The 22605-nt window shown below is 69.2% G+C and carries 22 protein-coding genes and 4 tRNA genes; 4 read left to right on the plus strand and 22 right to left on the minus strand.

Translation table 11 applies throughout. From position 1 onward, the window contains the following. Positions 1-57: 57 nt before the first annotated feature. Positions 58-615 carry a type IV toxin-antitoxin system AbiEi family antitoxin gene (locus AC3ENQ_RS00205; RefSeq protein WP_431800580.1) on the plus strand — a complete coding sequence of 186 codons (558 nt, stop codon included), beginning with the start codon at positions 58-60 and terminating at the stop codon, positions 613-615. Positions 616-641: 26 nt separating this feature from the next. Here the strand turns inward: AC3ENQ_RS00205 and AC3ENQ_RS00210 are convergent, their stop codons facing one another. The 10 genes from AC3ENQ_RS00210 to pdxS all read right to left on the minus strand — a co-directional run bounded on the left by AC3ENQ_RS00210 (position 642) and on the right by pdxS (position 11192). Continuing rightward, positions 642-2927 (minus strand): RelA/SpoT family protein, encoded by a 2286-nt coding sequence (locus tag AC3ENQ_RS00210; RefSeq protein ID WP_431800582.1) that lies wholly within the window; start codon positions 2925-2927, stop codon positions 642-644. 59 nt (positions 2928-2986) lie between these two features. Continuing rightward, positions 2987-3991, minus strand: coding sequence for a protein translocase subunit SecF (secF, locus tag AC3ENQ_RS00215; RefSeq protein WP_431800584.1), 1005 nt, complete (start codon positions 3989-3991; stop codon positions 2987-2989). After that, on the minus strand, positions 3991-5778 hold the full coding sequence (gene secD, locus AC3ENQ_RS00220; protein WP_431800585.1) for a protein translocase subunit SecD: 1788 nt from the start codon (positions 5776-5778) through the stop codon (positions 3991-3993). Before secD ends, secF begins: the two co-directional genes overlap by 1 nt. Positions 5779-5823: 45 nt before the next feature. Continuing rightward, positions 5824-6297, minus strand: coding sequence for a preprotein translocase subunit YajC (locus AC3ENQ_RS00225; protein WP_431800587.1), 474 nt, complete (start codon positions 6295-6297; stop codon positions 5824-5826). Positions 6298-6369: 72 nt separating this feature from the next. After that, entirely contained in the window at positions 6370-7416 is a 1047-nt protein-coding gene (gene ruvB, locus AC3ENQ_RS00230) for a Holliday junction branch migration DNA helicase RuvB (protein ID WP_431800589.1), read from the minus strand. After that, positions 7409-8038 (minus strand): Holliday junction branch migration protein RuvA, encoded by a 630-nt coding sequence (gene ruvA / locus AC3ENQ_RS00235; protein ID WP_431800591.1) that lies wholly within the window; start codon positions 8036-8038, stop codon positions 7409-7411. Before ruvA ends, ruvB begins: the two co-directional genes overlap by 8 nt. Positions 8039-8111: 73 nt before the next feature. After that, positions 8112-8678 (minus strand): crossover junction endodeoxyribonuclease RuvC, encoded by a 567-nt coding sequence (gene ruvC / locus AC3ENQ_RS00240; RefSeq protein ID WP_431800593.1) that lies wholly within the window; start codon positions 8676-8678, stop codon positions 8112-8114. Positions 8679-8764: 86 nt separating this feature from the next. After that, positions 8765-9523 (minus strand): YebC/PmpR family DNA-binding transcriptional regulator, encoded by a 759-nt coding sequence (locus tag AC3ENQ_RS00245; RefSeq protein WP_431800595.1) that lies wholly within the window; start codon positions 9521-9523, stop codon positions 8765-8767. Positions 9524-9571: 48 nt separating this feature from the next. Continuing rightward, complete coding sequence (gene pdxT, locus AC3ENQ_RS00250) at positions 9572-10165, minus strand: pyridoxal 5'-phosphate synthase glutaminase subunit PdxT (protein ID WP_431800597.1); 594 nt, start codon at positions 10163-10165, stop codon at positions 9572-9574. Positions 10166-10301: 136 nt separating this feature from the next. Further along, entirely contained in the window at positions 10302-11192 is an 891-nt protein-coding gene (gene pdxS / locus AC3ENQ_RS00255; protein WP_431800599.1) for a pyridoxal 5'-phosphate synthase lyase subunit PdxS, read from the minus strand. Between the two features lie 117 nt (positions 11193-11309). Between pdxS and AC3ENQ_RS00260 the strand changes: the two genes are divergently transcribed. Further along, on the plus strand, positions 11310-12686 hold the full coding sequence (locus tag AC3ENQ_RS00260) for an aminotransferase class I/II-fold pyridoxal phosphate-dependent enzyme (protein ID WP_431800600.1): 1377 nt from the start codon (positions 11310-11312) through the stop codon (positions 12684-12686). Between the two features lie 5 nt (positions 12687-12691). Next, positions 12692-13558 carry a pyridoxal kinase PdxY gene (gene pdxY, locus AC3ENQ_RS00265; RefSeq protein ID WP_431800602.1) on the plus strand — a complete coding sequence of 289 codons (867 nt, stop codon included), beginning with the start codon at positions 12692-12694 and terminating at the stop codon, positions 13556-13558. Position 13559: 1 nt separating this feature from the next. Here pdxY and AC3ENQ_RS00270 read toward each other — a convergent pair whose 3' ends face one another. The 9 genes from AC3ENQ_RS00270 to AC3ENQ_RS00310 all read right to left on the minus strand — a co-directional run bounded on the left by AC3ENQ_RS00270 (position 13560) and on the right by AC3ENQ_RS00310 (position 19068). After that, positions 13560-14159 (minus strand): hypothetical protein, encoded by a 600-nt coding sequence (locus tag AC3ENQ_RS00270; RefSeq protein WP_431800604.1) that lies wholly within the window; start codon positions 14157-14159, stop codon positions 13560-13562. A 60-nt stretch (positions 14160-14219) separates the two neighbouring features. Next, complete coding sequence (locus AC3ENQ_RS00275) at positions 14220-14777, minus strand: HIT family protein (RefSeq protein WP_431800606.1); 558 nt, start codon at positions 14775-14777, stop codon at positions 14220-14222. Next, positions 14774-16792 carry a threonine--tRNA ligase gene (thrS, locus tag AC3ENQ_RS00280; RefSeq protein ID WP_431800608.1) on the minus strand — a complete coding sequence of 673 codons (2019 nt, stop codon included), beginning with the start codon at positions 16790-16792 and terminating at the stop codon, positions 14774-14776. Before thrS ends, AC3ENQ_RS00275 begins: the two co-directional genes overlap by 4 nt. A gap of 225 nt (positions 16793-17017) precedes the next feature. Further along, on the minus strand, positions 17018-17443 hold the full coding sequence (locus tag AC3ENQ_RS00285; protein WP_431800610.1) for a hypothetical protein: 426 nt from the start codon (positions 17441-17443) through the stop codon (positions 17018-17020). Between the two features lie 176 nt (positions 17444-17619). Then, the gene (locus AC3ENQ_RS00290) at positions 17620-18138 is read right to left on the minus strand and encodes a glycine cleavage system transcriptional repressor (RefSeq protein WP_431800612.1); all 519 of its coding nucleotides are present in this window, start codon (positions 18136-18138) and stop codon (positions 17620-17622) included. A gap of 35 nt (positions 18139-18173) precedes the next feature. Next, positions 18174-18407 (minus strand): hypothetical protein, encoded by a 234-nt coding sequence (locus AC3ENQ_RS00295; RefSeq protein ID WP_431800614.1) that lies wholly within the window; start codon positions 18405-18407, stop codon positions 18174-18176. Between the two features lie 317 nt (positions 18408-18724). Beyond that, positions 18725-18796 (minus strand) — tRNA-Val (locus AC3ENQ_RS00300). 28 nt (positions 18797-18824) lie between these two features. Then, positions 18825-18895 (minus strand) — tRNA-Cys (locus tag AC3ENQ_RS00305). A 100-nt stretch (positions 18896-18995) separates the two neighbouring features. Continuing rightward, positions 18996-19068, minus strand: a tRNA-Gly gene (locus tag AC3ENQ_RS00310). 172 nt (positions 19069-19240) lie between these two features. Between AC3ENQ_RS00310 and AC3ENQ_RS00315 the strand changes: the two genes are divergently transcribed. Next, positions 19241-19316, plus strand: a tRNA-Val gene (locus AC3ENQ_RS00315). A gap of 148 nt (positions 19317-19464) precedes the next feature. Here the strand turns inward: AC3ENQ_RS00315 and AC3ENQ_RS00320 are convergent. The 3 genes from AC3ENQ_RS00320 to zapE all read right to left on the minus strand — a co-directional run bounded on the left by AC3ENQ_RS00320 (position 19465) and on the right by zapE (position 22550). Next, positions 19465-20067, minus strand: a complete 603-nt coding sequence (locus tag AC3ENQ_RS00320) for a type II toxin-antitoxin system PemK/MazF family toxin (protein ID WP_431800616.1) — start codon at positions 20065-20067, stop codon at positions 19465-19467. Positions 20068-20166: 99 nt separating this feature from the next. Next, positions 20167-21393: an ammonium transporter gene (locus AC3ENQ_RS00325; protein WP_431801697.1), complete on the minus strand. Its 1227-nt coding sequence runs from the start codon at positions 21391-21393 to the stop codon at positions 20167-20169. A 194-nt stretch (positions 21394-21587) separates the two neighbouring features. Beyond that, a complete protein-coding gene (gene zapE / locus AC3ENQ_RS00330; RefSeq protein WP_431801698.1) occupies positions 21588-22550 on the minus strand; it encodes a cell division protein ZapE in 963 nt (320 codons plus the stop codon). Positions 22551-22605 lie beyond the last annotated feature (55 nt).

Consider the following 22605-nt stretch of genomic DNA (forward strand, 5'->3'; position numbering starts at 1 on the left):
CCACAGATCGCCCGAACGGCGCGCGCACGTGGGTGCGGGCCTGGCACACTGCCAGTCATGTCCTCGCCGTTCCTCTACTTCGCCGGAGACCGTCTGTCGGCCGCAGAGCTCGCGAGCGCGCGCCTGGACGGCGACGTGGTCGAAGTCGGTGAGGCGTACATGCCGGCCGACGCGGTCGAGACCCGTGACCTCCGCGCCGGTTCGCTGCGCCGACGGATGCCGGAGGGCCTCGCCCTCATCCGCGAGAGCGCGGCGTGGGTGCACGGCGCCGTCCCCGACGCCCCGGAGCGGCACACCGTCCAGCGTCGCACGGTGGCCCGCGTGCACCACGTCGTCGATGCCCGCCTGCTCTACCGAGACCAGCTCCTCGGCGCAGGTGACGACGAGCTGATCGGCGGCGTCTGGGTCACGACGCCCGCGCGGACCCTGGCGGACCTCGTCCGCGGGCTCCAGCGCGGGGAGGACCTCGGCGCGTATGTCGAAGCGATGCTGCGGTGGGACGCGCGTGTGCGCGACGCCGCCATCGAGGTGCTGGCGCGCGGTTCGCGACCGCACAAGCGCCCCGCGGTCGCGTTCCTCCGGGCATGGCATGGGCTGCCCGTGACGGCCGGATGACGTGACGCGCCTGACGGACCTGACGGTCAGGAGGAGGTGACGCGGTAGACGTCGTAGACCGCGTCGATGCGCCGGACGGCGTTGAGGACACGGTCGAGATGGACGATATCGCCCATCTCGAACACGTAGCGGCTGAGGGCGAGCCGGTCGTTGTTCGTCTGCACCGACGCCGACAGGATGTTGACGTGGTGCTCGCTGAGGACCCGAGTGATGTCGCTCAGCAGACCCGAGCGGTCGAGCGCCTCGACCTGGATGTGCACGAGGAAGACACTCTTGGTGGTCGGCGCCCACGAGACGTCGATCATGCGCTCGGGGTCGTCGAGGAGCGACTTCACGTTCGTGCAGTCCGCGCGGTGCACCGAGACGCCGCTGCCCCGCGTGACGAATCCCACGATCTCGTCGCCGGGAACAGGCGTGCAGCATTTCGCGAGCTTCACCAGGATGTCGGGGGCGCCGCGGACGAGCACACCCGAGTCGCCGCCGCGCGGCGCCTTCGAGCGTCCCACGTGCGGGATCTCGATGGGCCCGGTGGACGTGTCCTCTTCGGAGCTGACGAGCGCCGTCACCTTCTCGATCACCGACTGCGTCGACACGTGCCCCTCGCCGACGGCGGCGTAGAGGGCGGTGACGTCCTCGTAGCGCAGCTGGTGCGCGACCTCGGTGAACGAGTCCTGGTTCATGAGGCGCTGAAGGGGCAGGTTCTGCCGGCGCATGGCGCGCGCGATGGCATCCTTGCCCTGCTCGACCGCCTCCTCGCGGCGCTCCTTCGTGAACCAGCCGCGGATCTTGTTGCGCGCACGCGTCGACTTGACGAAGGTCAGCCAGTCCTGGCTGGGCCCGGCATCCGGATTCTTCGAGGTGAACACCTCGACGACATCGCCGGAGTTGAGCGGCGTCTCCAGCGGCACGAGCCGTCCGTTGACCTTCGCGCCCATCGTGCGGTGACCGACCTCGGTGTGGACGGCGTAGGCGAAGTCGACGGGGGTGCCGCCGGCGGGGAGCCCGATCACCCGCCCCTTCGGGGTGAAGACGTAGACCTCCTTCGCGCCGATCTCGAACCTCAGCGAGTCGAGGAACTCTCCCGGGTCGGCCGTCTCGGCCTGCCAGTCGGAGATGTGCGCGAGCCATGCCATGTCGGCGTCCACCGACTTCGTGTCGGTGTGCCGGCCCGACATCCGCTCCTTGTACTTCCAGTGCGCCGCCACGCCGTACTCGGCCTGCTGGTGCATCTCGTTGGTGCGTATCTGGATCTCGACCGTGCGCCCTCCGGGGCCGATCACGGTCGTGTGCAGCGACTGGTAGAGGTTGAACTTCGGAGTGGCGATGTAGTCCTTGAAGCGTCCTGGAATCGGCGTCCAGCGCGCATGAATCGCCCCCAGCACTGCGTAGCAGTCGCGGACGGTGTTCACGAGCACGCGGATGCCGATGAGGTCGTAGATGTCGTCGAACTCGCGGCCGCGGACGACCATCTTCTGGTACACGGAGTACAACTGCTTCGGGCGCCCCATGACCCGGCCCCGGATGCGGAGGTCGCGGAGATCCGACTCGACGGCGTCGATGACGGTGTGCACGTACTCTTCGCGCTGCGGGGTGCGCTGCTTCACGAGGCTGTCGATCTCGGCGTAGAGCTTCGGGTGCAAGACCGCGAAGGAGAGGTCCTCGAGCTCGCTCTTGACGGCCTGGATGCCGAGACGGTGCGCCAGCGGGGCGTAGATCTCGAGTGTCTCGGTCGCCTTCTTCGCGGCCTTCTCCGGCGGGACGAATCCCCACGTGCGGGCATTGTGCAGGCGGTCGGCGAGCTTGATGAGCAGCACACGGATGTCCTTGGACATCGCGACGATCATCTTTCGGACGGTCTCGGCCTGCGCGGCGTCGCCGTACTTGACCTTGTCGAGCTTCGTGACGCCGTCGACGAGCATCGCGACCTCGTCGCCGAACTCGGCGGTGAGCTGTTCGAGTGAGTAGTCGGTGTCCTCGACGGTGTCGTGCAGGAGCGCGGCGGCGACCGCGCGCGGCCCGAGGCCGAGATCTGCGAGGATCTGCGCGACGGCGAGCGGATGCGTGATGTACGGCTCGCCGCTCTGACGCTTCTGCGACGCGTGGGCGCGCGCGGCGACCTGGTAGGCGCGCTCGATGACGGCGACGTCGCCCTTGGGGTGATGGGTGCGGACGGTGCGGACGAGCTGCTCCACGCCGTTGCGGGTCGGCGTCCGCGAGAAGATCCGCGGAACGAGACGGCGCAGCGACGAGGTCTGCTGCGGCGCGGCTGAGTTGCCGCCGCCCTGGGCAGACGTGCGCGCCGTCTCGGTCATGCGCTCACCTCCGCCTGGAACAGTCTCACCATGCTACGCCCGGCCGACAGGTGCGGCGTTCAGGCGGTCTCGAGCGCTGCGCGCTCCCGCGCGGCGAGCACGCGCTGATCGCGGGCCTTGATCTCCGGCTCGTTCTCGCGGAAGAGCGAGTACAGCGGGGCGGCCACGAACAGCGTGGAGTACGCCGCGACGATCGTTCCGACGAAGATCGACAGCGAGATGTCCGTCAGCGTCTGCGCTCCCAGCCACAGGGCGCCGATGAACAGGATCGCTCCGGTCGGGAGCGCGGCGACCACCGTCGTGTTGATCGATCGGATCAGCGTCTGGTTCACCGCGAGGTTCACCGACTCGCCGAACGTGCGACTGGATTGCTCCCCGTCGTCTCGGGTGTTCTCGCGGATCTTGTCGAACACCACGGTGGTGTCGTACAGCGAGTAGGAGAGGATCGTGAGGAACCCGATCACGGCAGCCGGGGAGATCTCGAAGCCGAAGAGCGCGTAGATGCCGACCGTGACGATGAGGACGTCGAGGAGGCCGATGATCGCAGCGACCGACATCTTCCACGTGCGGAAGTACACGGCGAGGATGATGAACGTCAACGCGAGGAAGATCGCGAGGCCCCACAGCGACTGGCGCGTGACGTCCTGACCCCAGCTCGGGCCGATGAACGACGAGCTCACCTCGTCGGCCGGCACCTGGTAGGCCTCGGACAGCGCCGCCGAGACCGCACGGGTCTCGGCATCCGTCATCTGATCGGTCTGCACCCGGATCGACTGCTCGCCATCGGCTCCGCCGATCGTGGTCACCTTCGTGGTCGCGTCGGGAACGACCGACTGCACGGCCTCGGTGGCGAGGGACTGGTCCGCCTCGCTGACGCCGCTCACGGTGAACTGCGATCCGCCGGTGAACTCGATGGAGAACTGGATCGGACGGATGAGCGGCACGAGCGCCGCGCCGATCACGAGGAGCGCCGCGATGATGAACCAGGTGCGCCGCTTGCCGACGAACGGGAAGGAGGTCTTGCCGGTGTAGAGGTCGTTGCCGAGCTCGTTCATGGAGCGCATCAGTCGTCCCCCTCCGTCGTGGTCGTGCTGCCCTTGCCTGCGGCTGCGCCCTTGGCCGGCGCGGAGGCACCGGCGGCGAGTTCGGCCTGCTTGCGTTCGGCGATCGTCTGGCGCTTCTCCGCCTCACCGCGCGAGCGGCCTGCGCGGCGCGCCGCCGAGCCCTTCGCCGAGGTCGCGGCGACGGGGGTGCGGAACTGCGCGCGACCGCGGTACACGGCGCCGAGGGCTTCGGGGTCGAGCCCCGACAGCGTGTGCCCCCCACCGAAGAACCGGGTGCGGGCGAGAAGCTGCATCACCGGGTGGGTGAAGAGGATGAAGATCAGGATGTCGATGAGCGTCGTGAGGCCCAGCGTGAACGCGAAGCCCTTCACCGTCGCGTCGGCGAGGATGTAGAGCACCACTGCGGCGAGGATGTTGATCGACTTCGAGATGTAGATCGTGCGCTTCGCTCTGCCCCAGCCGTCCTCGACGGCGCTCGTGATCGACTTTCCGTCGCGCAGTTCGTCTCTGATGCGTTCGAAGTACACGATGAACGAGTCGGCCGTGAACCCGATCGTGACGATCAGGCCCGCGACGCCGGCGAGCGACAGGCGGAATCCCATGCGCCAGCCGAGGATGCACAGCGTGATGTAGGTGAGCACACCCATCACGACGAGTGAGGCGATGATCACCGAGCCGAGTGCGCGGTAGACGATCAGCGAGTACAGGGCGACGAGGGCGAGGCCGATGAGGCCCGCGATGAGGCCGATCTGGAGCTGCTGGGAGCCGAGCGTCGCGGAGATCGAGTTGGTGCTCTGCACTTCGAAGCTGAGCGGCAGCGCGCCGTACTTCAGCTGATCGGCGAGGACCTTCGAGGAATCCTGATCGAAGGAGCCGGAGATCTGCGGCTTGCCGTCGGTGATCACGCCGTTCATGGACGGGGCGGAGATGACCGACCCGTCGAGGACGAAGGCGAACTGGTTGCGCGGCGTCTCCCCCGCCTGGGTGAAGGCGTACAGGCGCTTGCTGACACCTGCGAAGATCTCCGTGCCCTCACCGTCGAAGACGATGTTGACGACCCACTGTCCGGTCTGGCTGTTGATGCCTGCGGTGGCGTCGGAGATCGCCGAGCCGTCGAGCTCGACCGGACCGAGCAGGTACTTCGCGGTGCCCTGCGGGTCGCAGGCGATGAGCGGCTGGTCTTTGGGCTGGTTCGACGGGTCGTTCGTCTCGTCGGCGCAGTCGTACGCGAGGAACTTCGCCTGCAGCGCGGGAGTGACCCAGTTCATGTCGCTGCCGTCGGTGGGCGCCGCGGTGGGGGACGACTCGAGCGAGGGATCGGGCGTCGGGTACGGGGTCTGGTTGCCGTCCTCGCCGACGTAGGTGGTGCTCGCGGCGGTCGTGTAGAGCACGGCGCGCAGCTGCATCTGGGCGGATGCCGCGATGCGGTCGCGCGTCTCCTCGTCGGCGGGGCCGGGGATCTGCACGACGATCTGGTTGCCGGCCTGCGTCGTGATGTCGGTCTCGCCGACGCCGGACGCGTCGACGCGCTGGCGGATGATGGCCGCCGCCTGGTTCATCTGCTCGGGCGTCGGCGTCGTCCCGTCGGGCGTCTTCGCCTCGAGGACGATCTGCGTGCCGCCCTGGAGGTCGAGGGCGAGTTCGGGCAGCCAGGAGCTCGCGGGGTTGCCCTCGGCATCCTTGAACACGTAGACGCCGAGCGCGTTGATGCCGAACAGCACCACGGTGATGGCGAGCAGGGCTGTCAGTGCGCGCCAGGCATGACGCACAGGGGTGGGTGTGGCCACGGAGGGTCAGCTTTCTTCGAGACGCCGCGAAATGCGGGCGGTGTGTCAGGCCTGGGGCTTGTCCTGCGGCGTGTCGCCGAGGTCGGCCGGCTCGGACGATGCGGACGCGTCCGCGGTCTTCGCGGCCTCGGCACGGGCGCGCGCCTGGTCGTCGCTAAGGGAGCTGACCTGACCGTCGGCGACATCGGCGAGGTACTCGGCCTCGTCGGACTCCGCCTCGGCGAACTCGTCCTCTGTGACGGTGCCTTCCTCCTCGTCGACGACACGGAGGATCGCCTGGGTGTGCACCTCCACCTCGACGCCGGGCGCGAGCTCGACGTGCGCGGGCTTGGACAGATCGTCGTTGTCGTAGGAGATGAGCGTGCCGTAGAGGCCGCCCTGCAGCAGGACCTTGACGCCGGGCACCATCGCGCGCGTCTTCGCCTCCTGCTCGGCCTTCATCCGCTGCGCGCGGCGGCGCGAGCTCCAGAACATGAAGACGAGCAACGCCGCCATGACGACGAGCAGAAGGATATCCATGGGGTCGAACCTTTCGGGGCGTGCGTGCCAGAGGACGGCGGCGCGAAGAAGGCGGCGAGGAGCCTTCAGCGATTATAGGTCATCGAGTCTCAGCGCCTCCCCCGGCTGCGCGACGCGCAGGTGGGCGTACCCCTCCGGAGTCGCGACGCGCCCGCGCGGAGTGCGCCCGAGCAAGCCGATGCGGACGAGGTACGGCTCGACGACCGACTCGATCGTCTCCGCCTCCTCGCCGACCGTGACGGCGAGCGTCGAGAGTCCGACCGGGCCGCCGCGGAAGCGGCGGACGACGGCATCCAGCACTGCCCGGTCGAGGCGATCGAGGCCGATCTCGTCGACGTCGTACAGATCGAGAGCTGCGGCGACGTCGGACTCGGTCGCGGCGCCCGAGGCACCACCGTGGACGATGACATAGTCGCGGACGCGTCGCAGAAGCCGGTTCGCGATGCGCGGTGTACCGCGTGAGCGGCGCGCGATCTCCTCGCGTGCGGTCGGCGGCACGTCGACGCCGAGGACGGTCGCGGAGCGCGCGATGACCCGCTCGAGCTCTTCGGGTTCGTAGTACTCGAGGTGCGCCGTGAAACCGAAACGGTCGCGGAGCGGGTTCGGCAGCAGACCCGACCTGGTCGTCGCCCCGACGAGCGTGAAGGGGGCGAGGTCGAGCGGGATGCTGGTCGCGCCCGCGCCTTTGCCCACCATGATGTCGATGCGGAAGTCCTCCATCGCGAGGTACAGCATCTCCTCGGCCGAGCGCGCCATGCGGTGGATCTCGTCGATGAAGAGCACCTCGCCGGGCACGAGGCTCGACAGCAGCGCGGCCAGGTCTCCGGCGTGCTGGATCGCCGGGCCGCTCGAGAGGCGCAACGGGCGTCCGCTCTCGTGGGCGACGATCATGGCGAGGGTCGTCTTGCCCAGACCGGGCGGGCCGGAGAGCAGGATGTGGTCGGGAGCGCGCTCCTGGATGCGGGCCGCGTCGAGCAGAAGCTGCAGCTGCCCGCGCACCTTCTGCTGACCGACGAACTCCGCCAGCGACGTCGGGCGGAGCGCCCCCTCGACGGCGAGCTCGCTGTCGTCCTCGGCGAGCCCCGGGTCGCGAGTGGGATCGATCGGCGACTCAGACACGTGAGCGCTCCGTCCGGCTCGGTCCCAGCTGCGCGAGCGCGAGCTTCAGGAGCGCGGGAACGGAGGCGAGGTCGGACGCCGCGGCATCCTGCGTGATCTCGTGCACCGTCTCGGTGCTCACCCGCTCGTTCCACCCGAGGGCGACGAGCGCTGCGACGACCTGGCCGGCGATCGCGGTCGTCGCAGCGCCCGTGGCGGCGGATGCCGTCGCGCCCGGGGCCGGGGTGTGCAGCTTGCCGGCGAGCTGCACGACGATGAGCTTCGCGGTCTTGGGGCCGATGCCCGAGACGCGGCGGAACGGTGCGTCGTCCTCCGCGGCGACGGCCTCGGCGATCTGCGCGACGCTCAAGGCGGAGAGGACGCCGAGCGCCGACTTCGGACCGACGCCGGAGACGCTGAGCAGCAGGGTGAACGTCTCGAGCTCGTCGCGCTCGGCGAACCCGAAGAGCGAGAGAGCATCGTCGCGCACGACGAGGCTCGTGTGGAGGAACGCGTCCTCGCCGACGCGCAACGTCCGGGCCAGGGGTGCGGGAACGGCTACCCCGAAGCCGACGCCGCCCACTTCGACGATCGCCGACTCGGCATCCGAATGCAGCACGCGGCCGCGCAGCGAGGAGATCATCGCCCCAGCCTAAAGCCGGGTTCGGACGTTTGTTCGACCGACACGCAGGGGCTCGTGGCGAGGTCGGATGCGGTCAGCGTCGCGTGGCGCGCTCCGCGTCGGCCCACGCACGCTGCGCGGGAGTCAGGGTGGTCCCGTCGACCGCGGTGCCGGGCGCGCCGCGCCGCCACGCGTGGCAGAGGGCGATCGCCAGGGCATCCGCCGCGTCGGCCGGTTGCGGCAGGGCGTCGAGGCGCAGCACCCGGGCGACCATCGTCTGCACCTGACGCTTGTCGGCGGTGCCGTACCCGGTGATCGCTGCCTTGACCTCGGAGGGCGTGTGCGTCGCCGCGGGAAGGCCATGCTCGGCGGCGACGAGGAGCGCGACACCGCTCGCCTGGGCCGTTCCCATCACGGTGTTCCGGTTCTGCTGCGCGAACACGCGCTCGACCGCGACGACGTCGGGGCGATGCTCGCCGACGATCGCGCGCAGGCCCCCCGCGATGAGGGCGAGGCGCTCCCCGATCGGTAGGTCGGTGCCCGAGCGCACCACACCGACGTGCACGAGCGACGCCGACCGGTCGGCGCGCACGTCGACGACGCCGACGCCGCAGCGGGTGAGGCCGGGGTCGATGCCGAGGACGCGAAGAGCGGATGCCACTCCCCCACGCTAGGCGTGGTGTCGTCGGCATCCGCTCTGCGAAACGCGCGCGAGGCGAACTGCGTCCGGGCGAGCCCCGGCGGCGATCACTCGTCCTCTTCGAGCTCCGCCTGCACCTCGGGCGTGAGGTCGAAGTTGCTGTAGACGTTCTGCACGTCGTCGCTGTCTTCGAGCGCATCGATGAGACGGAAGATCTTGCGCGCCGTGTCGGCGTCGATCTCGACCTTGAGGTTCGGGACGAACTCGACGTCGGCCGACTCGTACTCGATCCCGGCATCCTGGAGCGCCGAGCGCACGGGGACGAGGTCGGTGGCCTCCGTGATCACTTCGAACCCGTCGGCGTGCGGCTCGACCTCTTCGGCGCCGGCCTCGAGAACCGCCAGCATGACGTCATCCTCGGTCGTGCCCTCGCCCGAGACGACGATGACGCCCTTGCGGGAGAAGTTGTACGCAACCGAACCCGGGTCGGCCAGCGTGCCGCCGTTGCGGGTCAGGGCCGTGCGCACCTCGGCGGCGGCGCGGTTCTTGTTGTCGGTCAGACACTCGATCATGAGGGCGACGCCATTCGGGCCGTACCCCTCGTACATGATCGAGGTGTACTCGACCGACTCGCCGCCGATACCCGCACCGCGCTTGACGGCGCGGTCGATGTTGTCCTTCGGGACGGAGGTCTTCTTCGCCTTGAGGACGGCGTCGTACAGAGTCGGGTTGCCGGCGAGATCGGGGCCGCCGAGCTTCGCCGCGACCTCGATGTTCTTGATGAGCTTCGCCCACGACTTGGCACGGCGTGCGTCGATGACGGCCTTCTTGTGCTTGGTCGTGGCCCATTTGGAGTGTCCGGACATGGATGCCAGTTTACGGTGCGCGACGGACGTCCATGCGAGACGTCGCGCTCACGCGGCGCGCACGAGGTCCAGGAACAGTTCGTGGAAGCGCGTCTCGCCCGAGACCTCGGGGTGGAACGCCGTCGCGAGCAGCGGCCCCTGCCGGACGGCGACGATGCCGCCGCCGAGGTCGCCGGGTAGCGTCGCGAGCACCTCGGCATCCGATCCGGCCGCCGTGACGAGCGGGGCACGGATGAAGGCGGCGTGGAGGGGCGCGTCGAACCCGGCCACGGTGAGGTCGGTCTCGAATGACTCGACCTGCCCCCCGAACGCGTTCCGCCGCACCGTGACGTCGAGACCGCCGAAGCTCTCCTGACCGGTGATCGGGTTCTCGATGCGGTCGGCGAGGAGGATCATCCCGGCGCACGTGCCGTAGACGGGGAGGCCGCCCGCGATCGCCTCCCGGATCGGCCCCTGCATGCCGAACGAACGGGCAAGTTTGTCGATGACGCTCGACTCACCCCCCGGGAGGACCAGCCCGTCGACCGATCCGAGCTCGTCGGGGCGCCGGACGAGCATCACCTCGGCGCCGAGCGCCGTGAGCACGCGGGCGTGCTCTCGGACGTCGCCCTGCAGGGCGAGCACGCCGACCCGCGGCGTCATCGCCGGCCACCGAAGCGGTTGAGTCGTACGGAGCGAGACGGCCGTGACGTCTCAGAGGTCACAGCAAGTATCACCCGTCCCACGCTCCATACGACAGGGACACCCACACCGCCACCACGGACCGCGGACGTGCGCATCACCAGCCGCGCTCGGCGAGGCGGTGCGGTGCGGGGAGGTCGGTGACATTGATGCCGACCATCGCCTCGCCGAGACCGCGCGAGACCTCGGCGATGACCTTCGGGTCGTCGAAGAAGGTCGTCGCCTTGACGATCGCCGCGGCGCGCGCCGCCGGGTCGCCGCTTTTAAAGATGCCCGACCCGACGAACACGCCGTCGGCTCCGAGCTGCATCATCATCGCGGCGTCCGCCGGGGTCGCGACGCCGCCCGCGACGAACATGACGACCGGGAGCGTGGCGGTCTCGGCGACCTCGACGACGAGGTCGTAGGGCGCCTGCAGCTCCTTCGCCGCGACGTAGAGCTCGTCCTTCGACAGTGATGAGAGAGCGGCGACCTCGCTGCGGATCTTCCGGATGTGCTTCATCGCCTCGGAGACGTCGCCTGTCCCCGCCTCGCCCTTGGAACGGATCATCGCCGCGCCCTCGGTGATGCGGCGAAGCGCCTCGCCGAGGTTCGTCGCACCGCACACGAACGGCACGGTGAAGCCCCACTTGTCGATGTGGTTCACATAGTCGGCGGGCGAGAGCACCTCGGACTCGTCGATGTAGTCGACGCCGAGCTCCTGCAGCACCTGGGCCTCGACGAAGTGGCCGATGCGGGCCTTCGCCATGACCGGGATCGAGACCGCCTCGATGATCCCGTCGATCATGTCGGGGTCGCTCATCCGCGACACCCCGCCCTGGGCGCGGATGTCGGCCGGCACGCGCTCGAGCGCCATGACGGCGACGGCGCCGGCGTCCTCCGCGATGCGGGCCTGCTCGGGGGTGACGACGTCCATGATGACGCCGCCCTTCAGCATGTCGGCGAGACCGCGCTTGACACGCGAAGATCCGGTGGTGGCGGTGGACATCGGGCATGCTCCTCGGAGAGATGAGAGTGTCGTCGCCGACACGATTGTTTGACCTAGGCCAAAACGTAGCATGGCCTGTCACATAGACTGCACGCAGGACGCGAGAGGAGACGGAGTGTGACGACGACGACGTCTGCGCACGGCGTGCCCGTGCACCGCGCGATCTCCGGCGCTTCGGCCACGGACATCGCCGACAGCGTCCGCGAGCGCGTCGAGCGCGGCGTGTTCGCGCCCGGAGATGCGCTGCCGCCGGTGCGCGCCCTCGCCGACGAACTCGGCGTGAACCGGAACACCGTCGTCGCCGCGTACCGCCTCCTCACCCAGGCCGGTCTCGTCGAAGCGCGCGGGCGCGCCGGCACCCGCGTCGCCGCGCAGACCCCCATCGCGCAGGAGGGGTTCGCGGCCGGCACGGTTCTGCGCGACCTCGGCACCGGGAACCCCGACCCCACCCGCATCCCCGACCCGACTGCCGCCCTCGGGCGCATCGTCGGGCGTCCTGTCCTTTACGGCGAGCCGGTCATCGACCCCGACCTCGACGCGTGGGCCACCGACTGGATGCGCGCGGCGGTCGGCCCGGAGCGCGGTTTCCGCCTCACGATCACCTCGGGCGCGTCCGACGCGATCGAGCGGCTCCTCGCCCAGACCCTCACGCGCGACGACGCCGTCGCCCTCGAGGACCCGTGCTTTCTCGCGAGCCTCAACACGGTCCGCCTCGGCGGCTATCGCCCCGTCCCCGTGCCGATGGATGCCGAGGGGATGACCGTGGACGGGCTCCGCGCGGCGCTGGATGCCGGGGCCCGCGCCGTCGTCGCGACTCCCCGCGCCCAAAATCCGACCGGAGCGAGCCTCTCCGCCGCCCGCGCCGCGGAGCTGCGCGCGGTGCTGGCCGATCACCCCTATGTCCTCGTGATCGAGGACGACCACTTCTCGCTCCTGTCCGCCCGCCCCTACCAGTCGCTCATTCCGGAAGGGCATCAGCGGTGGGCACTCATCCGGTCGGTGTCGAAGTTCCTCGGTCCCGACATGGGGCTCGCGATTACGGCATCCGACCCGGACACCGCCGAGCGACTGGCCCGCCGGCTGAACCCGGGCTCGACCTGGGTCAGCCATCTGCTCCAGCGACTCGGCCACGCGCTCCTCACCGAGCCGAAGGCGATCGCGGCGGTCGAAGAGGCGTCGGCGCACTATGCCGCGCGCAACGCCTTCGCCGCCGAGAAGCTGACCGCGGCGGGCGTCGCCGTCTCCCCCGGCGACGGTCTCAGTCTCTGGGTGCCGCTGCCGGCGCCGGCGCGGGATGTGTCGGAGCAGCTCATGCGTCGCGGCTGGTTGGCCCGCCCTGGTGACGCGTTCGCGCTCGAAGACGATGCCGCCGCGCGGCACCTGCGCCTCACCGTCCACGACCTGTCCGACGCCGACCTCGAGCGTCTGGCATCCGACCTCGCCGCGGCGATCGCGGCGACCGGCTCCCCGCCACCGCCCCCGAAAGCAGGATGACACCCATGCGTATCCTCTCCATCCAGTCAGCCGTCGCGTACGGCCACGTCGGCAACTCTGCGGCGGTCTTCCCGCTGCAGCGCATCGGCGTCGAGGTCATGCCGGTCTACACGGTGAACTTCTCCAACCACACCGGTTACGGTGCCTGGCGTGGCCCGCTGATCTCGCCCGACGACGTCCGCGACGTGATCACCGGCGTCGAAGAGCGGGGCGCCTTCGCGAGCACCGACGTCGTCCTCAGCGGCTATCAGGGCAGCGAGGGCATCGGGGACGTGATCCTCGACGCCGTCGCGCGCGTGAAGGCCGCGAATCCGGATGCCGTGTACTCCTGCGACCCCGTGATGGGCAACGCCAAGAGCGGCTGCTTCGTCGCGCCCGCGATCCCCATCCTCCTCCGCGAGAAGGTCGTGCCCGCCGCCGACATCATCACGCCCAACCAGTTCGAGCTGGGCTTTCTCACCGAGACCGAGCCCTCCGACCTCGACTCGACCCTCGCGTCGGTCGACGCGGCGCGGGCGATGGGCCCCTCGACGGTGCTGGTGACGAGCGTCGAGCGCCCCGAGCGACCGGTGCTCGAAGACGGGCGGGACACGATCGAGATGCTCGCCGTCGACGACGCGGGGGCGTGGATCGTGCGGACCCCGCACATTCCGATGAAGGCGAACGGCTCAGGCGACGTCACCGCGGCCCTCTTCACGGCCCACTACCGCGCCTCCGGCAATGCGGCTGACGCACTCGCGAAGACCGTCTCGAGCGTGTACGACCTCCTGCAGACGACCTACGATTCCGGGCAGCGCGAACTCCAGCTCGTCGAGGCGCAGGAGTTCTACGCCCATCCGCGGCTGCAGTTCGCGGTCTCGCAGGTGCGCTGACTCAGCGGTACGTCTCGTCGTAGGCGGCCTGCCACTGCGGAGCGTCAGCGGGACACATGTAGCCCATGCCGTAGACCATGATGCTCGCGAGATTCGCTTCGCCGGCTGTCCGCTTCTCGCCCTCGAGGCCCGAGAGCACCGCCGCGAACAGGGGCGAGCTGCCGACATGCGCCTGGAAGTCCGCCGTGTCGATCTCGTGACCGTTGAGGATCGCCGTCTCGCACCCGTCCGCGGCGGCGGCGAGGTAGATCGACTCGGCTTCCGCGCTCCACTCGATGCCGTTCGACTCCATGTACGCGCGCTGGTTCGCGATGAACTCCTTCTGCTCGGGCGTCGTCGCCGTCAGGAGTGAGCCGTCGAGTGGCAGCTGCTGCGCGGCCATGAACGCGTCACGCTCGGCGAACCGGTCGGCCATGTCGCCGGTGTCCCCGTCTGCGCCGGCGTCGGGGCTGGGCGTCTCGACCGGCAGCGTCTTCTCCGGCTCCGAGACCGTGGGCGTCGGCGAGGCGGACGGCTCGCGGGTGGAGATGAGCGAGCAGCCGGCGACGCCGAGGGTCAGGGCGAGCACTGCGGACGCCGCGAGGGCGCGGTGAATGGCCATGGGGGGATTCCTCTCGTTCCCCCGACCGTATCGGTGATCCCGGTCGCTGTGTGGGCGCGGTCAGATCCGCCAGGCGGATGCCACGGCCTCGCGCACCTCGCCCAGTAGCTGGGGCAGGGCCTTCGTGCGCGCGATGATCGGGAAAAAGTTGGCGTCGCTCCCCCACCGCGGCACGACGTGCTGGTGGAGGTGTTCGTCGACCCCGGCGCCGGCGACGGCGCCCTGGTTCATGCCGATGTTGAACCCCTGGCAGTTCGACACCTCACGCAGGACGCGCATCGCGGTCTGCGTGATCGCGGCGATCTCCGCGACCTCCTCGACCGTTGCCTGATCGTAGGTCGCGATGTGGCGGTACGGGCAGACGAGCAGATGACCGGAGTTGTACGGGAAGAGGTTCAGCAGCGCATACGACGTCGTGCCGCGGTAGACGATGAGGCCGTCGGCATCCGACTTCTGCGGTGCCGCGCAGAAGGGGCATCCCTCGCCGCGGTTCACGTCGGCACCTGCGTTGATGTAGACCATGCGGTGCGGGGTCCACAGCCGCTGGAAGCCGTCCGGGACGCCGGCGAACGCGCTGGCCTCTTCGAGCCGCGCGTCGACGTCGTCCGGGGAGCTCACGCGAGATCCTCCGCGGTGTTCACGAGGGCCTTGCCCGCGATGGCCGCGACGATCTTGCCGATCGCCTCGTCGACCGGGATGCCGCCCAGCTGCGTGCCGTCGCGGAACCGGAACGACACCGTGCCTGCGGAGCGATCCTGCTCCCCCGCGATCAGCTGCAGGGGCACCTTCTGCGTCGTGTGGGTGCGGATCTTCTTCGGCATCCGGTCGTCGGAGTGGTCGACCTCGGCGCGGACGCCGTGGGCGCGCAGGCGTTCGACGATCGCGTCGAGGTACGGGGCGAACTCCTCCGCCACGGGGACGCCCACGACCTGCACCGGCGCGAGCCACACCGGGAACGCCCCGGCGTAATGCTCGAGGAGGATCGCGAAGAACCGCTCGACCGACCCGAACAGCGCGCGGTGGATCATGACCGGGCGGTGCTTCTCGCCGTCGGGGCCGGTGTACTCGAGCTCGAAGCGCTCGGGCTGGTTGAAGTCGAGCTGGATCGTCGACATCTGCCAGGTGCGTCCGATGGCGTCGCGTGCCTGGACCGAGATCTTGGGGCCGTAGAAGGCGGCTCCGCCCGGGTCGGGCACGAGCTCGAGCCCCGAGCCCTCCGCGACCTCGCGGAGCGTCTCCGTCGCATCGGTCCACAGCTCGTCGGGGCCGAGGAACTTGGGGTTCCCCTCCTCCTTCGTCGACAGCTCGAGGTAGAAGTCGTTCAGCCCGTAGTCACGGAGGGTCTGCAGCACGAAGTCGAGCGAGTGGGTGAGCTCGCGCTTGACCTGGTCGGGCGTGACGTAGATATGGGTGTCGTCCTGGGTCATCCCGCGGACACGGGTGAGGCCCGAGAGGGTGCCGCTCTTCTCGTACCGGTAGACCGAGCCGAATTCGCTCAGTCGCAGCGGCAGCTCGCGGTACGACCGACCGCGCGAGCGGAAGATCAGGTTGTGGAACGGGCAGTTCATGGGCTTCAGGTAATACTCCTGGCCCTCCCGCGACACGTGCCCATCGGCATCCACGATCTCATCCAGCACCATCGGGGGGTACATGCCCTCGGCGTACCACTGCAGGTGACCGGAGGTCATGAACAGGTCACCCTTGGTGATGTGCGGGGTGTTCACGACCTGGTAGCCGCTCGCGAGCAGGCGCTCGCGCATGTAGCGCTCGATCTCGTAGCGGATGATGCCGCCCTTGGGGTGGAAGACGCTGAGGCCCGGTCCGATCTCGTCGGGGAACGAGAACAGGTCGAGCTCCTTGCCGAGCTTGCGGTGGTCGCGCTTGGCGGCTTCTTCGAGGCGGTGCTGGTAGGCGCGCAGCTCGTCCTTCGTGGGCCACGCGGTGCCGTAGATGCGCTGTAGCTGGGGGTTCTTCTCACTGCCGCGCCAGTACGCTCCGGCGACGCGGGTGAGGTCCCAGCCGTTTCCGACGAGCCGGGTCGAGGGCACGTGCGGGCCGCGGCACAGGTCGCGCCAGGCGGTGTCGCCGTCGCGGGTGACGTTGTCGTAGATCGTCAGCTCGCCCGCGCCGACCTCGACCGATGCTCCTTCGGCGGCGTCCGCACCCGATCCGGGGCCGCCGGCGAGATCGATGAGCTCGAGCTTGAACGGCTCATCGGCCATCTCGGCGCGCGCCTCGTCCTCGGTCACGACGCGGCGAACGAAGCGCTGGCCCTCGCGGACGATGCGCTCCATCTCCTTCTTGATCGCCTTGAGGTCTTCGGGGGTGAAGGGCTCGTCGACACCGAAGTCGTAGTAGAAGCCGTCGGTGATCGGCGGGCCGATCCCGAGGTTCGCCTGCGGCTTGACGCGCTGAACCGCCTGCGCCAGCACGTGCGCCGTCGAATGGCGGAGGATCGAGAGGCCGTCGGCACTCTCGACGGTCACCGGCTCAACGGCATCGCCGGTCGTCACGACGGTGGCGAGGTCTTTCAGCTCGCCGTTGACGCGGAGGGCGATCACGGAGCGGTCGGGGAACAGGGCGAAACCGTCGGCGGGAAGGTCAACGTCCGCCGGGGTGATGACGTCGGTCAAGGGAATCTCTCCAGAGAGGTGGCTCGGAATCAAGGCTACTCAGCTTCGAGCGCGTCCCGCGCCCCGCCCGCTCAGGCGTGCAGCGTTCGCGTCGGACGGCACACGCCGACCATCGCGGGGTGGCTCAGCCGGTCCGGTTCCATACAGCCATGCTACTGCCCGCTCGCGCGGCACGAAGAAGGGGGCGCCGCCCACGCGGCGCCCCCTTCTTCTCTTCGCTGTCGCTCAGGCGGTGCAGAGCTCGTCGAGCTTCTTGCCCGAATCCTGCACGGCCGTGGCGGCATCCGTCATCTTCTCGGTGCGGTCGGCGAGGGCGGCCGTGTCGCCGTCGTCGATGCCCTCGAACGTCTCGCCGAACTCGCCGATCTTGTCGGAGAGGTCCTCGACCGCCGCCTTGACCTCGTCGTTGCTGAGCTTGTCGGCCGTCTCGTCCAGACGGTCCTCGAGCGCGCCGATCGACTCCGCGACCTTCGAGAAGCTGCCCGACGCGGCGTCGGACTGCACGCTGCTGAGCTGCGTCTGCACGTCGCTGAGCTCCGACTGCGCCGTGCTGCACGCCTCGGCGACCGACTGGCCGCCCGAGCAGCCGGTGAGAGCGGCGACGGTGAAACCGGCGGCGAGGAGGAGTCCGGCGGTGGTCTTGATGCGCATGGTGTTCCGTTCGTCGTGCGCCGAGGCGCGGTCGATGTCCCTATGGTTCGGCTTTGAGGCTAGCGGCATCACCGGCCGGTCGCACCTTCGCATGCGGGGGGCATGGACCATGCGATGTGGCGCTGGCATCACCTCCGGAAGCCGGTGGATCCGTCGGTCGGGACAGACCCAGCGGTTCAGAGCGCGACGTCGAGGTCGACCTGGATCTCCCCCGCGAGCTCCTCGAGCGCGCGCGTGATCTCGCCGGCATCCGCGTGGGCGGGAACGCGCACCTCGACGCTCGCTTCGAACAGGGTGCCGCCCGCCATCGGCGCGTCGAGCGTGCGGCTGCGGAACGTGTCGATCGAGAGGGCATGTGCGGCGATGGCCGCCGTCACATCGCGGACGATGCCCGGACGGTCGTTTCCCAGGACGGTGAACGCGAGAGTCCGGGATGCCTCGGGCTGCGGAGCGGTCGGTGCGCTCCCCGAGTGGATCGTGACGGTGAGGATGCCGTCGAGGCTCTCGAGCGCGGCGGTGAGCTCCGCGACGCGCGCGTCGGCGATATCCACCGCGACGATGCCGGCGAACGCTCCGGCGAGCTCTGCGAGCTCGCTCTGCCCCCAGTTGCCGCCCGCTTCGGAGACCGTTCGGGCGAGCGCGTTGACGAGACCGGCACGGTCGTCGCCGACGACCGTGAGGACGAGGTGGGCCATGCCGTGAGCCTAACCCTCCCTGCCCCTCCCCCGCCTCAGTGGGTGGGCAGGAACATGATCTGGGTGAGGCCGATCATCGCCCACACGAGAAAGACGCAGAACACCACGAGGTAGATGCCCGTCACCGCCAGGGCGACGATGGCCGGCCAGCGGGGTTGCGCGCGCCGCACCAACGCGATGATGCCGAAGGCCACAGACAGAACGAGACCCGCTATGCCCAGGATGCCGAAGGATCCGACGCCGAAGCCCATAAGGGACAGGAAGACCACCAGCGGCGCGAGGAATGCGAGACCGAACGCCCACCACCCCCAGGCTGCGGCGCGCGCGCCGGTCGGCCGGGAGGGAGCCGGCGAAAACCCGGCGTATGGCGAGGCGGGTGGGAACGCCGAGGGGTGCGGGTACGCGGGACGCTGCGGTACGGCGTGGGGGTACGCGGCAGCGTGAGGCGCAGGATATGGGTACGCGGGCGGTTGAGAGGCAGGCGGTTGAGAGGCAGGGGGTTGAGACACCCTCGATACCTATCACAGCGGCGACCGCCGTGCGGTGAAACAACGAAAGCCCCCGGGACTCCGGGGGCTTTGATATGTGCGCGATACTGGGATCGAACCAGTGACCTCTTCCGTGTCAGGGAAGCGCGCTACCGCTGCGCCAATCGCGCCTGTACAGGCGTATTCAGTTGTGACGTGAGGTGGCGACGGGATTCGAACCCGTGTAAACGGCTTTGCAGGCCGGTGCCTAGCCGCTCGGCCACGCCACCGTGTGTTCAACCACCGTGTGGTGTTTAACCACCGTGTGATTAAACCGTGTGGTTTGACCCCACGTGCCGTGATCATTCCGAAGAACGACCGCTGCACTCGAGCGGATGACGAGACTCGAACTCGCGACCCTCACCTTGGCAAGGTGATGCGCTACCAACTGCGCTACATCCGCGTGCTCCCTGGTTGTCGTCTCCGACTCCCTCAGGCGCTTGATCGACTTTAGCCGACGATCGGCCCAGCGCAAAACCGATGCGCGCCCGCGCGTGTCACGTGCGCGATTCGGCGGGTGGGGTCGGCATCCGGTAGCATCGAGTCTCGGCGCGCAGAATCTTCTCCGCGCTCACGGGCGATTGGCGCAGTTGGTAGCGCGCTTCCTTCACACGGAAGAGGTCATCAGTTCGAGTCTGGTATCGCCCACCACGAAACCCTCGCTTCGCCGGGGGTTTTCTCGTACCCCCGGGGCGACACGATCTGCAAGGGGTCGCCGACGACACGCCGCCGTGATGGCATCCGTCACGGCGTGTCCGTCCTGATCCCTTGCAGTTCGGCACCGGCGCGTCGCGCGGAGTCAGGAACCGACTGCCCAGCCGTAACGCTGCTGCAATGCGGCGGCGACGCGGGTGAAGCGATCCAGATCGAGCGCGGATGCCTCGCGGCGCATGCCGTCGCGATGCACGGTGTACACCTGCTCGATGTCGACCCATGAGGGACGACCCTGCGAGTCCCACGGGCCGGAGCCGATGGCCAGGAAGTCGCGGTCGCCCTCGTGCGCCTTGCTCGTCAGACGTACCGCGTAGACGCGGTCGGCGTTCTGGCGCGCGATGACGAGCACGGGCCGGTCCTTGCCGCGGCCGTCGTTCTCGGCGTACGGCACCCACGTCCAGACGACCTCCCCCGCGTCCGGGTCGCCGTCGCGGTCGGGCGCGTACGTGATCGTGAGGCCGCGCGCATCCGGCGGGTCGATCTCTTTCGTGGCGGTGACTCCGCTCCGTCCGCGGTGCGCCTCGGCATCCACGCCGTCCGCGCCCCAGGAAGGGGCTCCGGAGGACAGGCGGGACGACCTGCCTGTGGCCGTGCGAGACGGTGGCTCCGATGTCTGCGCGGGCCGCGTGAACGCCTTCAGCAGGCTCTGGAGCAGACCGACACCGAACCCGTCGCGACGTGCGTGCATGCGCGTCAGCCTAACAACGCCGCCCGAGGTGCGACCCAGGCGGCGCGACGAGGGGCGCCGAGCCGAAGCCCGGCGCCCCTCGGGGAACGCGATGTGCGGTCAGTCGACCAGCGCGTAGCCCTCCTCGCCGTGCACGACGGTGTCGATGCCGGCGATCTCGTCCTCGTTCTTGACGCGGAACCCGATCGTCTTCTCGATGAGGAGGCCGAGGAGGTAGGCCACGACGAAGGAGTAGATCAGCACGCCGAAGGCGGCGATCGCCTGTACGAGCAGCTGCGCCCCGTTGCCTCCGGTGAACAGACCGGTGCCGTTGGCGAAGAAGCCGAGGTAGAGCGTGCCGATGAGACCACCGACGAGGTGGACGCCCACGACGTCGAGCGAGTCGTCGTAGCCGAGCTTCCACTTGAGCTCGATCGCCAGGGCGCAGACCGCACCGGTGATGACGCCGAGCAGCAGCGCCCAGCCCGGCGCGAGGGCGGCGCACGACGGGGTGATCGCGACGAGACCCGCGACGGCGCCGGAGGCGGCGCCGACGGCGGTGGGCTTGCCGTCCTTGATCTTCTCGACGACGATCCAGCCGATGATCGCCGCGGCCGTCGCGCCCAGCGTGTTGATCACGATGAGGCCCACGGACGAGCCCTCCGTGCCGAGCAGCGAGAACGTGCCCTCGGCGCCCGCGTTGAAGCCGAACCATCCGAACCACAGGATCGCGGCACCGAGCATCACGAGAGGAACGTTGTGGGGCTTGTGGATGCCCTTCTGGAAGCCGACGCGCTTGCCGAGCACGAGCGCGAGCGCGAGCGCGGCTGCACCGGCGTTGATGTGCACCGCGGTACCACCGGCATAGTCGATCACGCTGACGTCGAGGCCCATGTTCGCGCCGAGGTTGTACACCCAGCCGCCGCCCCAGACCCACGCGGCGACCGGGAAGTAGACGACCGTCGCCCAGATGCCGGCGAAGATCATCCACGAGCCGAACTTCGCGCGGTCGGCGATCGCTCCGGAGATGAGCGCGACGGTGATAATGGCGAAGGTCGCACCGTACGCGGAGACGACCAGCCCGTCACTGCCGGTGTTCGCCAGGCCGAAGTCGCTGAAGGGGTTTCCGGCGAGGAACTGGTTCTCGCCGTCTGCGATGGCGGTCATGTTGGAGCCGTACAGGATCCAGAGCACGCCGACCAGGCCCATCGCGCCGAAGCTCATCATCATCATGCTGACGACGCTCTTGGCCTTGACGAGGCCGCCGTAGAAGAACGCCACACCCGGCGTCATAAAAAGCACGAGGGCTGTCGCGGCGACAGACCACGCGAGGTTTCCGCTGTCCATGAAGGTCCTCACTCGGGGTTGTGTAACTCAAAGCCCCTCCCCTGCAGCGTTTCGGGTCGCAGCGGTCCGGGCGAGACCCAGTGTGGCGACGTGCGGTTTCCTCCGCCGTGCGCAGCGTGTTTCGCGTCGGTTACATGCCCCCGCGCGATGTGAACATCACGTTTCGCGCTCCTGCGTGTCGCGGGCGGATCCGCTCAGGAATGCGTGAGCGCGTTCAGTCGCGAGATGGCGCGCAGGTACTTCTTGCGGTATCCGCCGGCGAGCATCTCAGGCGCGAAGACCTCGTTGAGGCCGAGCCCGGTCGCGCGCACGGGGATCTGCGCGTCGTAGGCGCGGTCGACGAAGGCGACGAAGCGCAGCGCCGCCGATTGGTCCTGCAGCTCCGCGACATCCCGCAGCCCGATCGTGTCGAGCCCCTCGATGAGTCGGATGTAGCGCGACGGGTGCACGGAGGCGAGGTGGCGGATGAGTCCGTCGAACGCGTCGTCGGATGCCGTGCCGGAGGCGTCGGCATCCGTCAGCGCCTGCGTGTACGCCGCGTCATCCAGGACGACGGCGTGCCCGTCGATCGCGCGCTGGCGGTAGTCGGTCCCGTCGATGCGGATGGTCTCGAAGCTCGCGGACATCGCGTGGATCTCGCGAAGGAAGTCCTGTGCCGCGAAGCGACCCTCGCCGAGCGCGTTCGGCGGCGTGTTCGAGGTCGCAGCGAGGCGTGTACCGGTGGGGACGAGCTCGCCCAGAAGGCGCGTCATCACCATCGTGTCGCCGGGGTCGTCGAGCTCGAACTCGTCGATGCACAGGAGGTCGGCGCCGCGGAACAGCTCGACGGTCTTCTGATAGCCGAGCGCGCCGACGAGGGCGGTGTACTCGATGAACGAGCCGAAGTACTTCCGGCGCGCGGGCATCGCATGGTAGATCGAGGCCAGCAGGTGGGTCTTGCCGACGCCGAACCCGCCGTCGAGGTAGACGCCCGGCTTCATCTCGGGCGCGCGCTTGGCCCGGCGGAAGAGTCCCCCGCGCTCGGCCGGAGCCCCCCCACGGCTGAACGCCGTGAGAAGGTCTTTCGCCTCCTGCTGAGACGGGTAGGCCGGGTCGGCGCGGTAGGTCTCGAAGCTCGCGCCGTCGAACTGGGGTGGCGGCACGAGCGCCGCGACCATCTCGTCGCCGGATACCTGAGGGTTGCGCTCGGTCAGATGGACGATCGTCACTGGA

It is taken from the genome of Microbacterium sp. bgisy203 (assembly GCF_057706945.1).